The organism is Mycobacterium hippophais (assembly GCF_027529605.1).
Classification (GTDB): Bacteria; Actinomycetota; Actinomycetes; order Mycobacteriales; family Mycobacteriaceae; genus Mycobacterium; species Mycobacterium arseniciresistens.
In genome coordinates, this window is record NZ_JAPZPY010000011.1 from 119,914 (window position 1) to 133,771 (window position 13,858).

Annotated in this window: 13 protein-coding genes; 5 read left to right on the forward strand and 8 right to left on the reverse strand. The window is 70.4% G+C overall.

All coding sequences use genetic code 11. The features are described 5' to 3' along the window. Positions 1-4: 4 nt before the first annotated feature. Positions 5-634: a TetR/AcrR family transcriptional regulator gene (locus tag O6P37_RS21500; RefSeq protein ID WP_269895989.1), complete on the reverse strand. Its 630-nt coding sequence runs from the start codon at positions 632-634 to the stop codon at positions 5-7. A gap of 60 nt (positions 635-694) precedes the next feature. Between O6P37_RS21500 and O6P37_RS21505 the strand changes: the two genes are divergently transcribed. The 3 genes from O6P37_RS21505 (at position 695) to O6P37_RS21515 (ending at position 2,415) form a co-directional block, all read left to right on the forward strand. Then, on the forward strand, positions 695-1,540 hold the full coding sequence (locus tag O6P37_RS21505; RefSeq protein WP_269895990.1) for an alpha/beta fold hydrolase: 846 nt from the start codon (positions 695-697) through the stop codon (positions 1,538-1,540). A 24-nt stretch (positions 1,541-1,564) separates the two neighbouring features. Continuing rightward, on the forward strand, positions 1,565-2,137 hold the full coding sequence (locus O6P37_RS21510) for a TetR/AcrR family transcriptional regulator (protein ID WP_269895991.1): 573 nt from the start codon (positions 1,565-1,567) through the stop codon (positions 2,135-2,137). 62 nt (positions 2,138-2,199) lie between these two features. After that, complete coding sequence (locus O6P37_RS21515) at positions 2,200-2,415, forward strand: hypothetical protein (protein ID WP_269895992.1); 216 nt, start codon at positions 2,200-2,202, stop codon at positions 2,413-2,415. Here the strand turns inward: O6P37_RS21515 and O6P37_RS21520 are convergent. Next, positions 2,407-3,300: an alpha/beta fold hydrolase gene (locus O6P37_RS21520; protein WP_269895993.1), complete on the reverse strand. Its 894-nt coding sequence runs from the start codon at positions 3,298-3,300 to the stop codon at positions 2,407-2,409. The genes O6P37_RS21515 and O6P37_RS21520 overlap by 9 nt on opposite strands. Before the next feature lie 75 nt (positions 3,301-3,375). On the opposite strand from O6P37_RS21520, the gene O6P37_RS21525 reads away from it, so the two are divergent. After that, a complete protein-coding gene (locus O6P37_RS21525; RefSeq protein ID WP_269896082.1) occupies positions 3,376-4,008 on the forward strand; it encodes a class I SAM-dependent methyltransferase in 633 nt (210 codons plus the stop codon). Between the two features lie 27 nt (positions 4,009-4,035). Here O6P37_RS21525 and O6P37_RS21530 read toward each other — a convergent pair whose 3' ends face one another. From O6P37_RS21530 to O6P37_RS21550, 5 genes are all read right to left on the reverse strand, one after another. After that, positions 4,036-5,337: a DUF222 domain-containing protein gene (locus O6P37_RS21530; RefSeq protein WP_269895994.1), complete on the reverse strand. Its 1,302-nt coding sequence runs from the start codon at positions 5,335-5,337 to the stop codon at positions 4,036-4,038. Between the two features lie 502 nt (positions 5,338-5,839). Then, entirely contained in the window at positions 5,840-6,286 is a 447-nt protein-coding gene (locus tag O6P37_RS21535; RefSeq protein WP_332909809.1) for an STAS domain-containing protein, read from the reverse strand. 145 nt (positions 6,287-6,431) lie between these two features. Then, positions 6,432-7,094, reverse strand: coding sequence for a nitroreductase family protein (locus O6P37_RS21540; RefSeq protein WP_269896083.1), 663 nt, complete (start codon positions 7,092-7,094; stop codon positions 6,432-6,434). Between the two features lie 71 nt (positions 7,095-7,165). Further along, positions 7,166-8,899, reverse strand: a complete 1,734-nt coding sequence (locus O6P37_RS21545) for an ABC transporter ATP-binding protein (RefSeq protein ID WP_269895996.1) — start codon at positions 8,897-8,899, stop codon at positions 7,166-7,168. Then, a complete protein-coding gene (locus O6P37_RS21550; RefSeq protein WP_269895997.1) occupies positions 8,896-11,496 on the reverse strand; it encodes an ABC transporter ATP-binding protein/permease in 2,601 nt (866 codons plus the stop codon). The genes O6P37_RS21545 and O6P37_RS21550 overlap by 4 nt, the downstream gene beginning before the upstream one ends. A 264-nt stretch (positions 11,497-11,760) precedes the next feature. Between O6P37_RS21550 and O6P37_RS21555 the strand changes: the two genes are divergently transcribed. Beyond that, on the forward strand, positions 11,761-12,861 hold the full coding sequence (locus O6P37_RS21555) for a GGDEF domain-containing protein (protein ID WP_269895998.1): 1,101 nt from the start codon (positions 11,761-11,763) through the stop codon (positions 12,859-12,861). A gap of 10 nt (positions 12,862-12,871) precedes the next feature. Here O6P37_RS21555 and O6P37_RS21560 read toward each other — a convergent pair whose 3' ends face one another. Next, positions 12,872-13,450, reverse strand: coding sequence for a MarR family winged helix-turn-helix transcriptional regulator (locus O6P37_RS21560; protein WP_264014956.1), 579 nt, complete (start codon positions 13,448-13,450; stop codon positions 12,872-12,874). Between the last annotated feature and the right edge of the window lie 408 nt (positions 13,451-13,858).

The following is a 13,858-nucleotide window of genomic DNA, read 5'->3' on the forward strand; positions in this document are numbered from 1 at the left end:
GCGGTCAACGGGCCGCGATCCCGCGGATGATGCGGTCGCAGACCTCGTACATGTCGCGTTGCGCGGCCTCGGGGTCCTGCGCGCGCGACACGTAGAGCGCCGCCTCGTCGAGGGCGCCGAGGAGAACGTGCGCCGTCGGCCGAACCGGTTGCTCGGGGAGCACGCCGTCGGCGATGGCCTGCGAGAGCATTGCCTCGATCACGCCGAGGCCGTACCTCGCACCGACCTCCCGCCAGTGCTCCCAACCGAGCACCGCCGGCGCGTTGACGAGCACGATGCGGTGCACGTCGGGGGCGGCGATGTGGTCGAGGAACAGCCGTACGCCGTGCCGCATCGCCTCGAGCTGGTCGCCGGGCGCCGCGGTGGCGATGGCCTCGGCGATGCTCGCCACGAGTTCCTCCTCGACCTGCTCGTACACGGCCTCGAACAGCGCCGCCTTGTCGGAGAACTGGTGATAGAGGGCGCCTCGGGTGACACCGGCCGCCGCGACGATCTGCTGGGTGGACACGTCGGCGAAGGCGTGGTCGGCGAACAACCGTCGGCCGGCCGCCATCAGCCGCGCACGGGTCTCGGCGGTGCGCTCCGCCTGGGAGCGGCGCACGGGCCGGCCGTCCGGGGAACCGTTGACTTTCATACAGTCTGCACGTAACTTTCATACCGAGTGTTTGTAAATGTCGATCGAAGGATATCCGAGATGCCCCAGTTGACCCTCGAAGACGCCACACTCGACTACCGCGTCGTCGGCCCGGAAGACTCGCCCCACCCCCCCGTCCTGTTCGTGCACGGCATCCTCGTCGACCACCGGCTGTGGTCCGAGGTCGCGGACGAGTTGACCCGCAGGGGTTTTCGCTGCGTTTTGCCGGACTGGCCGCTCGGATCGCACACCCGTCCGGCCGGCGAGCGCGCCGACCTGTCGCCAATGGGCGTGGCCACGATGGTCCACGACACCATCGCCGCGCTCGGACTGGAGAACGTGACCCTGGTCGGCAACGACACCGGCGGCGGCATCTGCCAGCTGGTGGTCGACGCCTACCCTGAGTCCGTCGGCAGGCTTGTGCTGACCAACTGCGACGCGTTCGACAAGTTCCCGCCGTTCCCGTTCAACCTGGTGTTCGCGACGCTGCGCGGGAACCTGTCGATCAAGCTGCTGATGAACCTGATGCGGGTCACCGCGCTGCGCCACTCGCCGATCGGATTCGGGATGTTGTTCCGGACGGATCCGGTGCTCACCGCGTCGTGGGTGGCGCCGTGCCAGAAAGATCCGCGCATCCGGCGGGAGCTGGCGAGGCTGCTGCGCAACGTCGCGAAGACGGACCTCACCGACGTGGCGACGCGACTGCCCCGGTTCACCAAGCCGGTCACGGTGGTGTGGGGGATGCTCGACCGCAGCTTCACGCCCGCCCTCGGACGGCGCCTCGCCGCGCTGTTCCCCGACGCCACCTGGGTCGAGGTGCCGGATGCCCGGACCTTCGTCGCCCAGGACGCCCCGCAGGCGGTGGCCGACGCGATCAGCTCGATCACCGCAAAGACCGACGCGTAACTGGGAGCGCGCTACCATTTGAATGTGGCGCGCACAGCTCACCAACGGTCGGACGCGTTCGCGAACGTCAGCAGGATCGTCGCCGCCGCGCGTGAGATCTTCGCGCGCGACGGCACTTCCGCGACCCTGAGCCAGGTGGCGAAGGCGGCGGGTGTCGGCAACGCGACGCTGTACCGGCATTTCCCGAACCGCCGCGCACTGGCCGCCGCGGTGTACGAGGACATCGTCGTCAACGACATCCGCCCGACGATCACCGCGCTGGGCGACAACGCGCCGCGCGAGGCGTTCATCGACGCGCTGGCCCGCCTCGAGGACGCGATGTTCGAGCAGCGGCCACTGCTGGCCTCGATGGGCGACCTGGCCGAGTTGACCGTCGACCTGTTCACCCGTGACCGCGAGCAGTTCGAGGCGATGATCGCGCACGCCAAGGAGTCCGGCCTGCTGCGGCCGGACCTGACCGCGGACGACGTGGTCAACTTCGTCGCGATGGTCACCACCGCATCGGTGGCGATGAACCAGCCGAAGGCGGTGCGACGCCGCTACCTGAGCCTGATGTTCGACGCGTTCAGCGCCCAGGGCGCGCAGCCGATGCGGTGAACCTTTTCGCGTAGTGCCCCGTAGAGCCTTCTGAACAGTCACAGCGAATGGAAGGCACGACCATGAGGACACACCTGTTGATCTCCGCCGGTATCGCCGCGGCGGCTTGCGCGACGCTCCTCGCACCGGCGGCGGCGGCCGAGGCGACGGACGACTGCGCCGGTAACGATCGCAACCCGCGACAGGCCGGATTCGTCCTGCGTGACGAGGACGGGAAGAACCCCTTCGCGGTGGCCGACTCACGCAGGGTCACCCTGAAGGCGGACTGCTCACGTTGACAGAGTGGCTGCGAAGTCGAGCACCGCGGACGCGAAGAGCTCCGGATCCTGCTGGGCCACACAGTGCCCCGTCGGGAACGCGAGGTGGCGGGCGGCCGGGATGAGCTCCCGGGCCGCCGCCACCATCGGGGCGTAGACGGGCTCTGAATTTGCGCAGGAGGCGACGCACACCGGCATACGCAGCTCGCGCAGCGGCGCGAAGACCTCGGAGCGGGTGTAGGACTGCTCCATCACGTGGAAGATCGGCCGCAGCATCGCCGCCTCGGACTCCGGGTGACACCGCAGATGCACGGCGCCGTCGCGTTCGACCAGGCCGAAGTCACCGAACGCCCGCAGCCCGCCGTCCCGCCAGCCCGCGAATCCCGGTGTGCGGCATAGGTGGTCGAGCGCTTCCTGCCGACTGGGAAACGCGTTGCGCCGCCGCCGCACCTTCACCACCACCGCGCGGGGCAGCTTGCTGAGTTCCTGCTCCAGGACGCCTTCGCGCGGCACCATCGCCGTCGGTTCGACGGTGAACAGCCGGGAGAACGCACCGGGCCGGCGTGCCGCGGCGAGCAGCAGGTCGGTCGCACCCGCGCTGTGCCCGACACCGAGCGCGTCCTGGATGCCGAGGGCGTCGACGACCGCGCACAGATCGTCGGCGAAGTCGGAGAATTCGTAACCGCCTGCGGCTTGACCGCTCATCCCGTGGCCGCGACGGTCGATCGCCAGCACGGTGTGGGTTCGCGCGAGATGCGGCACCACGTCGGCCCATACCTGTGCCACGTATCCGGTGCCGTGCAGCAGCACCGCGACGGGTCTGCGGCCGTCCGGTTCCGCGGTGGCGTGCACGGCGATCTCGACGGGTCCGGACGGAACGCGCAGGACCGTCGTCAGTGCGGGCACCCCGTGACCCTACCGGCGCCCACAGGCCGCCTCGGTACTGTGGATCGTCGAGGCGAATCGGAGGCGATACAGGTGGTGACGGAGCCGCGCAGAGGGCTGAACGACGCGATCACGCGATTCTGGAGTGTGGCCGCGCCCCTATATGACCAGCAGCTGCTGCAACGCCTGGTGTACCGCCCGGCACAGAACGAGGTGATCGACCGCCTGCGCACCCACGGAGCCCAGCGGATCGCCGACATCGCCTGTGGCACCGGCATTCTCGCCGACCGCATCCAGCGCGATCTCGGGCCCGACGAGATCTACGGCGTCGACATGTCCGACGGCATGCTCGAGCAGGCGCACGCGCGGTCGGCGAAGGTCGACTGGCGCAAGGGGCCGGCCGAGCGGTTGCCGTTCGACGACGGTGCGCTCGACGCGGTGGTCACCACGTCGGCGTTCCACTTCTTCGACCAGCCGGCGGCGCTCCGCGAGTTCCATCGCGTGCTCGCGCCCGGCGGTCTGGTGGCCGTCACGACGATCAACCCGAATCTGCCTGCGCCCTTCGACCGGCTGACCCTCGGCCGCCGCAGTCCCGCGCACAACCCGACGCCCGCACAGATGCGCACACTGTTCACCGACGCCGGTTTCACCCTCGTCGACCAGCACCGCGTCCGCCGTCCAGGCTGGACCCAGGCGGTGTCCGACATGATCACCGTCGGCGGCCGGTAATCCGGCACACGCTTGGACTCCGGCCGGTCACGTTCGACGTGGCCGATATCGTTCCCGGTCTGGGTGCAGCCGGTTCTTGAGTAACGCCGGGCCGCAGGCGATTCGCTGGTGCGGTCGCTTGACCAGGATGTTCAGTGTTCCCGGCGCCGGCGGTGCGGTCGAAAGGTAGCGGCCCCCGCTGGGGGTGACGAACTGCGCGGTGTGCACGCCGTCGACCTCGCTGGTGGCGACCTGCCAGCCCGGGGCTTCCTTGTCGTAATTGCACCGCGCGCACTCACCCAGGCCGTTGACCGCACTGGTCGGCCCGCCCTTGTGGTGCGGGTGGGCGTGGTCGTGGTGGCGGATCGGCGCATCGCAATACGGGGTACGACACCGCTGATCACGCAGATCGACGAATTTCGCCAGGGCTTTCGGGAAACACCGCGACCGCGACTCCATCGCCACCAACGCCCCCGAGGACGGCCGCGCGTAGAGCCGCCGCAGCGCCGCCGCCCCGGCACCGGCGGCGTCGGCCACCATCTGCCGCGCGATGGCCGCCGGGATCGGGCCGTAGCCCTGCAGGTGCGCCGGCTCGGCGTCCCCGCCGAGCAGCACCCGATCCGACATCACCAGATCCACGCTCACCGGCGCCGGATCGGCGGCCTTTTGGCCGGTGACCCGCTCATAGAGGGTGTCGGCCATCACCTGGCCGCGGCTGCGGCCGTCACCGGTGGTGTCGGCCGCACGCTTGAGCGCGGCGTACACCCCGACCCCTTGGGCGACCGGCAGCAGCGCGGTCACGTACACCATGCAATCGGGGGCGGGCCGCGTCGTCACGGTCCGCTCACTGGGCGCCTTGGCCGCCCGGTCCACCACCGCCTGCGCATCCAACCGGTAGGCGATCTTCTTCGCCTCGGCCTCGATCCGCCCGTCGCCCCACCCTTCGAGGCGGGCCATCTCACCGCACAGTTCGGCATCCAACCTGCGCCGGTCTTCCACCGACAGGCATGCCGACTCGCGCACGATGATGGTGGCCCGCCACTCGCTGAGCGCCCCACACTCCAACGCCGCCAACGTGCACGGCATCTCATGCACCAACGCCCGGGCGAACCCCAGATGCCGCCCACCCTGATTTGGCGAGGCGCGTCGCGCCAGCGCGATCTCGGTGGCCAAACCCCGACCCCGCTTGGATGCCGGCACCCCCTCGGCGGCTTCGCGCGCACGGCGCGCCGCATCCCACGCGGCTGCGACGCGGGCCTGCTCGGCGGCCGCGGCCGCCTTCTGCGACTCCAGCTCCCGCAACCGGTCCCGAAACCCGGCCTCCGACTCCTCGAACACGTGTTCGATCATACCGACACCCACCGACACGCACCGATTCGTCACGCGCGCGGAACCGTACCGGCGGCCAACACTCAGGAGTTAGCAGGACACGGACGGCCAACCGACCCTCAGCGTGGACCCATGGTCTTTTCGAACATGCACTGGAAATCCTCTGGCGGACAGCCGTACGCGGTGGGATCCGGGATGCCCGCGCATCCTGATCCATTCGACGTGGGGAACTGACCCTCGGGACACTGGCCGGGCTGTGCATTCGCCACGGGGCTGCTGAGCAGGCCGAAAGCAGCTATGGCTGCCGCGGCGGCGAGGACTGCCGGGATTCTCTTACCCCCGGCAATTCTGTCTCGGTACATGATTGACCCCCATTTTCGCTGCCGGAACCCGCTGCCCCAGGATGCGAGAACGATAACCGCATATCCACCCGGGCCTGACTGGGAACGACGGTTGCCAGTCGAGTTAGTTGCGTTTGCCATGGCTGCCATCAGCCAATGTCACTGCGGACGGCGACGCCGCCTCAGCCGCGACCCATCACCAGGCGGTGGCAGCGGGCGAGGCAATTCAGCCGTGACTGGGCGGCGGCCAGGTCCTCGACCAGCGGGAACTCGACGTTCGGGTCGAGTATCTCGAGCAACCGCCGCACCGCCGGGCTGCCGACCAGCGCCCAGTCGACGTCGGACCGCGCGCAGTGCACGTCGACGTAGTACAACGCCCTGAAGCCCTGGCTGCCGAAGAATTCGACGTTGCTCAGATCCAGGATGAGTTGCGTGGAGATGCCGGTGTGCCGCTCGACGAATCGGCCCAACGCCTTGCCGTTGGTGGCGTCGATCTCGCCGTCCGCGGTCACAACTACACGGGCCGGAGATTGACGACGCATCGCGAAAACGGCCCTGCCGGTGTACTCGACATCGTCATCGGGCTCGTGCGGCTCGACCGATCGACGGTCTTCGGTAGTGCTCAGCATGGCGCACCTTCCAAGCGGAACGACGGGGTCGCTTGCTTCTCGATCGGAAGGTACTACGGAATCCGCACCAGCGGCTGAAGATCGACCGAAAACTCAATGTGGCTCAGTGCAGGATCAATTCGCGCTATAAGTCATGATCAGAAGCTTAATCAGGCTCACCAACTGCCGCTCCGGCGACGGATTCCGCATCACCGGCACCGATGACCTCGTCCGCCGGAGCGTCCCAGTGGTCGAGGTTCACCACGGTCTCCAGCGGCCGACGGCGCACCGGGCCGTGCCTGCCCCTGGGCCAGCCGACGACCACGTGACCGGCGAGCAGCCAGCCCTCGGGCACGCCCACCGCCTCGCGCAGCAGCTGTTCACCGCCGTAGGACGCCCAGCTCGTCGGGCAGGCCCCCAGCCCCTGCGCGCGGGCCGCGAGCAGGAAGTTCTGCATCGCGGGGAAGATCGACCCGCCCAGCAGCAGCTCCGAGGCGGTCGGATAGTGCTGCTGAGCGAACAGCACCGACGTGAATTCGCCTGCCCGGTCGTGCAATTCGTAGAGCGCGCGGTTGTCGCGGGCGCGCCGGCTGTGGTCGTCGGCGGACGGGCGGGTGATCCCGTAGACCGGTTCGATGACGGCCAGCGCCTGCGCGGCGGCCTCGGCCACCACGGCCCGCTGTCGCTCCGATCGCAGCACCACGAACCGCCAGCCCTGCGCGTTCGCCCCCGACGGTGCGCAGCGCGCCGCGTCGAGACACCGGGTCAGCGTGGCGTCGTCGACGGGATCGGCGGTGAACCGCCGGATCGACCTGGCGGTCGACAGCACCTCCCAGACGTCACTGCTGGTGTTCGCCACGCGCATGCCCTCCCCGAGTCGTCGCGACGCGACCCGGCGAACTAGGCGTGGATGCGCCAGTCGGCGGCGTCGCGCTGCTGGCGCCAGAACTCCTCGAACCGGCCGCCGGCAGAAAGTAGTTCGTCGATACTGCCATCCTCGACGACGCGGCCGCCGTCCAGGAACAGCACGCGGTTGGCGTGCCGGATGCTGGCCAGTCGGTGCGCGACGATCACCTTGGTGCGCGGCCGCAGGTCGGCGGTGAGCGCATCGACGATCGCGGCCTCGTTCTCGTTGTCCAGGGCGCTGGTGGCCTCGTCGACGAGCAGCACGGGCGACTTCTTCAGCAGCGCGCGGGCGATGCTCACCCGCTGGCGCTCGCCGCCGGACAGCGCGGTGCCCGCCTCGCCGACGCGGGTGGCGTCGCCGTCGGGCAGCCGTGCGGCCAGCTCGTCGACCCGGGCCAGCGCCGTCGCGCGCGCCACCTCGCCTGCGTCGGCGCTGGGATCACCGGCCAGCACGTTCTCCCGGATGGTGCCGTTGAACAGGTACGGCTGCTGGAAGACCACACTCGCGGCGGCGCGGCGGCTCTCGGCGTCCAGGCCCGCCGCGTCGACGCCGTCGATCAGCACGCGACCCGACGCCGGTTCGTGCAGTCCGGCGATCAGGGCCAGGATCGTGCTCTTGCCCGAACCCGACGGACCGACGATCGCGGTGGTGGCACCCGGCTCCAGCGTGAAGCTCACGCCGTCGAGCACCGGGGTGTCCCCGTAGCCGAAGCTGACGTCCTCGAACGTGATCCGGGGCGGCGCGGACGACTCCGGCAGCGTGCCGGTGCCCGCCAGCAGCGTCGGCGCCGTGATCACCGCCCGGATGTGGTCGAGCGTGGCGCGGATGGTCTCCAGCGCAGGCGCCAGCTCGCTCAGCGTGGTGAACGGCTCGAGGTAGCGGGCGATGACGACGATCAGCGCCACCGCCTCCGGCACCGAGATCGCGCCGTTCACGGTCAGCGCCGTCGTCACGCCGGCCAGCACGATCAGCGCCAGCTGGCTGGCGATGCTGAACAGCAGCTGCCCGGGCACCTGCATCAGCAGCAGCCGCATCGTCGCCCCGTGCTGCGCGGCCAGCGCCGCGCCGACGTGGCTGCGGGCGGGCTCGACCCGGCGGGCCGCGCGCAACGCCTGCTGGGTGCGGGCGAATTCGATGATCCGCTCGGTCAGCGCGCTGTTCGACTCCCCGGCCACCCGGTCGGCCTGCCTGCTCAGCCGGCCCGACGCGGCCATCGCCGCCAGCAGCACCACCACCCCGGCCAGCGCCGCGGCGCCGAGCTGCCACGGCGCCACCGCGAACAGTGCCAGCGCGACGGCCAGCGGCAGCAGCACCGCGTTGAGCAGCGGGGTCAGCAGGTTGACGACGAGGCCCACCAGGTCCGGCCCGGTCGCCGCGATGGCCTGCCGGGCCGTCGCGGTGTTGTCGGCGTCGAACCAGTCCAGCCGCACGGCGGGCAGCCGGTCGGCGACGTCGTGCTGGGTGCGGTCGAGCACGGCGAAGCCCAGGTCGAACCCGATCCGCGCGGTCGCGCTGTCCACCGCCCAGCCCACCAGCGTCGCCAGGGTCAGCCAGCCGAGCCACGGCAGCGCGTCGGCCGGCGTGTCGCCGAACAGCGCGGCGATCAGCGGCACCAGCAGCACCGCGGCGACGGCCCGCAGCACCACCGACACCAGCGCGAGCACCGCGTAGAGCGTCACCCTCGGCGTGCGGTCGACCGGGATCAGCCGGATCAGGGTCGGGATCATCGGGTCGCCTCCTGTGCGCTCGCCACGGCCTCCTCGCCGGGCCGGGCGGTGTCCCACAGCCGCCGGTAGAGACCGTCGACGGCCAGCAACTCGTCGTGGGTGCCGCGTTCGGCGATGCGGCCGTCGTCGAGGACGACGATCTGGTCGGCCCCGGTGACGGTGTGCAGCCGGTGGGCGATCACCAGCACGGTGCGGTCGCGGGTCAGCCGGTCGAGCGCCTGCTGCACCAGGTATTCCGACTCGGGGTCGGCGAACGCGGTGGCCTCGTCGAGGATCAGCACCGGGGTGTCGGCGACGATCGCCCTGGCGATGGTGAGCCGCTGGCGCTCGCCGCCGGACAGCCCGCTCGCGGCGCCGAGCACGGTGTCGTAACCGTCCCTCAGCCGCAGCACCCGCTCGTGGATCTGGGCCTGCTCGGCCGCCGTGAACACCCGCTCCTGCGGGGCGTCCGGCTCGGCCAGCGCGATGTTCTCGGTGACGGTGCCGTGCACCAGCTGGGTCTCCTGCAGCACGAAGCCCACCCGCCGGTACAGCTCGTCCGCGCTCAGCGACCGGACGTCCCTGCCGTCGACGCGGATCGCGCCGTCGGCGACGTCGTGGAACCGCGCCAGCAGCGCGGCCAGAGTCGACTTGCCGGAGCCGGACGGCCCGACCAGCGCGGTGACCGTGCCCGGCCGCAGCGTCAGCGAGACGTCCTTGATCACCGGCACACCGGGGCGGTAGCCGAACGTGACGCCGTCGAATTCGACGGTGCCGCTCTGGCCGCCGTCACCGGTGGCGGCCTCGTCGCGGACGTCGAGTTCGGGCTCGTCGAGGGTGTTCTGCAGCCGCCTGGCCGCGAGCACGCCGGTCCGGATGCCGCCCAGCCCGTAGGCGATGTTGAGCAGCCGGGACCCGAAGGTTGTGCCCAGCAACAGGAACGGGAGCAGGTTCACCGGGTCCATGGAGCCGGCGACGACGAGCAGCGTGCCGGTGGCCGCGATCAGCCACAGGAACGTCGCGGGCCGGGTCGCGATGTCCATCGTCGTCTTCTTGCCGACGAAGGGCCGCTGCCAGTCGTTGAGGAACGCGATGTACTCGTCGAGCCGGGCCCGGAAGCTCGACGCGGCGGCGCCGCCGAACACGCGCACCACCGGCTGACCCTCGAGGTAGGCGCCGGCCTCGCCGTTCATCCGCTCCACCCACTTGGCCGACTGCGGGATCTTCGGTCCGGACTGCACCGTCATCGTCGACGTCAGGACCATCCACACCAGCACCGGGACGAACAGCACCAGCGCCACCCGCCAGTCGACGACGAACAGGTAGACCAGCACGGCGACCGGCGCCACCGCCGCGGCGACGGCGTCCGGAATGGCGTGCGTGACAAGGTAATGCAGGGCCAGGGTGTCGTCCTGCACCAGCTGCTTGATCGAGCCGGAGCCGCGGGCGGTGAACCAGCCGAGCGGCAGCCGGGCCATCTTGGTCAGCAGCCGGCCGCGCAACTCCCTGGCGAAGCGGGCGTCGATCGCGTGCAGCCACAGCGTCAGCGCGGCGCCGAGCACGGTGCCGACGCCCAGCAGCGTCAGCGCGGCGAACGCCAGTGTCCAGAGCCGGGATTCGTCCGCGCCGGTCAGCAGCAGCCGCGCGAGTTCGACCAGCAGCACGAACGGCGCCAGCTGGACGAGCGTGATCACCGCCTGCAGCACACCGGAGACGATCAGCGGTGTCTTCAGCGGCGCCATCAGCCTGCCTGCCGCCTGCGACCGCCAGCTGCCCTGCGGCGCGGCAGGAGTGGGGGCCGGGGCCTCGGCCGCGGCCTCGGGCGCGGGTGCCTCGGCGGGGGCGGCGGGGGCGGCGGCCTCCTGCTCGGCGCCACCGCGCTGCTTGCCCATCGCCTTGCCCGCGTTCCAGTACGCCTGGGCGTGGATCTCGGACTTCGGAAACCCGAACTCCTTCAAGCGGTTCCGCACGTGCTTGAGGGTGTTGGCCTCGGGTGTCGCCCACGCGTACCAGTTCGACCAGTCGCGGACCTCGAGTGCCTCGGCCAGGGACTTCTCGTCGCGGCGGGCCACCCAGTGCACACGCAGCCGTGGGTGCTGGGTGATCGGGATCAGCGGGTCGTTCTCGTCGTGCTGCTCGAGGTAGAGCTCGACGGGCACCTCGGCGTCGATCGCGCCGATGATGCCGTTGATGCCGGGGATCGAGGCCGCGTCGCCGATCAGGAGGTAGCCCGCGGGCGGTTCGTCGGGCAGGTCGAACCGGGTCGACCCCATCAGCGCCATCACCTCGATGGTGGCGCCGGGTTGCACGGTCTTCGCCCATGTCGACGCCGGACCGGCCGGTTCGTGCAGCACCACGTCGACGGCGAAACGGCCGGTGTCGGTGTCGGCCTCCGAAAGCGTGTATCCGCGCTGGAACTCCGAATCGGACCCGTCCGGGTCGGGGAACCAGAACCGCAGCCACGCGGCGGGCTCGGGAACCACGTCTTCGAAGACCGTCGGCGACTGCATGCGGATCCGCACGAAGTGGGGTGCGATCGGTTCGGTCCCGATCACCGTCGCGGTGTGGTCCCGTGCGCCGAACCCCTTCATCATGGCGCCCTGGAATCCGCGTGCCATCAGGTGTCCTCTCCCGCGGCACTTCGCCACGCCATCGTCTGCCGAACATTCGGGTGGGCGGAGTCCGGACCGGGCGTGTCCACACCAGCCGGTTCGCGCAAAGCTATCACCACAAACTAAGGGTCCCCTAACCGGCAGTCAACATGTCCGTCGGCAATCGCGGATAATGAAGAAGCCGCCGGTGCCGATAGGGACAATGGGTGGGCGGCCGGGGGCTTGAACAGTTCGGATGGGGATGACCCGGGTATGACGGCGTCGAGGCGAGTGGTCCCCACGGACCACTACTACTGGCTGACGGCGATTCTCGCCGCGCGCGGCGCCCAGGTGCGCACCTGTCGCGTCATCGCGGGTTCCGTCATCGTCGCCGGCGCGTTGCCGCTGATCCTGACCACCAGCTCGATCGGACCGCAGACGGCCCGCGACCGGACGATCGCCGCCGTCGTCGCGCTGGTCTGCCTGGTCGTCGGGCTGATGTGGCTGCGCCGCCGCTGGCCCAGCCGCAGTCAGTCGGCGGCCAGCGTCGTGATCGGCACTTTGGCGGTCACCGCGGGCTGCCTGGTCCAGCCGGTTCCGCTGCTGGGGCTGCTCGGGGCGACGTGCTTCGCGATCATCACCGCATACGTCGCCTTCTTCCATTCGCTGCGACTGCTCGCGGTGGTGTGGGTGGGGGTCGCCGCCACGCTGCTGACGCTCGGCCTGCGGATGACCGGCGACGCCACGCTGGCGGTGGTCGGAGCGGTGCTGGTGACGACGGTCAACGTGGTGGTGATCTACACCTGCCGCACCGCCAGCCGGTTGATCGTCACCGACATCGACCAGGCCGAGATCGAGCCGCTCACCGGGCTGCTGAACCGCGAGGCCTTCGGACTGCGGGCCGCCACGCTGCTGGCGTCGCGCAGCCGCGACGACGACCGCTATTTCGTGATGGTCGTCGTCAGCATCGACAGCTTCTCGCTGCGGGTCGACGTCGGCGGTGTGCACGTCGGCAACCAGGTGCGGGTGGCGGTCGGGCAGACGATGCGGGAGAACGTCCGGCAGACCGCCGTGATCGCCCACGTGCTCACCGGGGAGGCCGACGCGGAGTTCCTGATCGCCGACACGTTCACCACCGCCGACGCGTCTCCGCTGGTGGAGCGGCTGCGCGGAGCGGTCGCCACCACCCCGTCAGGGCTGACGGCGAGCATCGGGGTGGTCAGCACCCCGCTGCGGCCGCTCACCTTGCATCCACCCGACGAGGTGCTCGACGAGGTGATCGGCATCGCCACCGCAGCCATGCTCGAGGCACGCGTCGCCGGCGGCAATCAGGCCCGTTATGTGCGCAACCCGCCTCTGCGGATGCTGGGCGAGCCGAACGCGTTCGACTGAGCCGGCCGGCTCAGATGGTGTCCTCGCACATCAGCGCCGCGTTGATCCGCCGGCAGTTCTCCGCCATCGCCGCGGTCTGCGGCCGCGAGAGCTGCTGGAGGTAGTGCGCGCGGATCGCCTCGCCGTAGGTCAGCATCGCCTCCTCGAGCAGGGCACTGCCCTTCTCGGTGATGGTGGCCAGCACGCTGCGGCCGTCCTTCTCGCTCGGCATCCGCTTGGCCAGGCCCTTGTCCTCGAGCCGGCCGACCTGGCGGCTGATCCGGCTGGCCGACACCACGAGTGCATCGGCGAGGTCCCCCATCCTCGCCGAGCCGGTGTCGGACTTGTGCAGCCGCTGCAGCAGCCGCACGTCGGACAGTCCCACCTGGTGCGCGTCGGACAGCACCCGGTTGAGCCGGGCCGTCAGCCGCAGCGACGCGTCGAGGAAGTTCTGCCACGACCGCAGCTCCCCGATGTCGAGTCCCGGAACCTCGCTGGCGGTGCGCCCGCCGATGGTGCGCTGTTCCAGCGGCCGCGGCCCCCCGAACTGCCCGATCAGACTCGGGCGGTGCTCCCCGGTTACCCGCCGCTCCTCCGTCTGCTGGATCATGCTGTCCCCTCCCCCTTCGTGACGCGATTGTCTATTCGCCGCGCCGCACGTGTCCCTTGTCGCCAAGTCTTGACGTGCACCGGGGGTGAAGGAATCGGGGGTTTCCCTAACGTTGGCACCCGCACCCTGTGACGCCTGCGACAGCCGGTGCCTGCGCGGCCCGGATCGGCCCTTCTGCGGCCGGGTGCCGGCGAGGGCGCGCATCGCGTCGCGCAGGTACCCGGCAGCCGCGGGTCCAGCGCATTCAGGCGTTCCTGCCACTCCGGTGGCCGGGTCGGGCCCTCGGCCGGCCGGCGGTGAGCCGCCCGCCCACTCCCCGGCCGTCTTCGACGCCGACATCAACGCACAGCAACGCCGACGTACGTAGCTCTCGCGGACCCCTGACGACCTGGACGCTGGAAGTTGCCG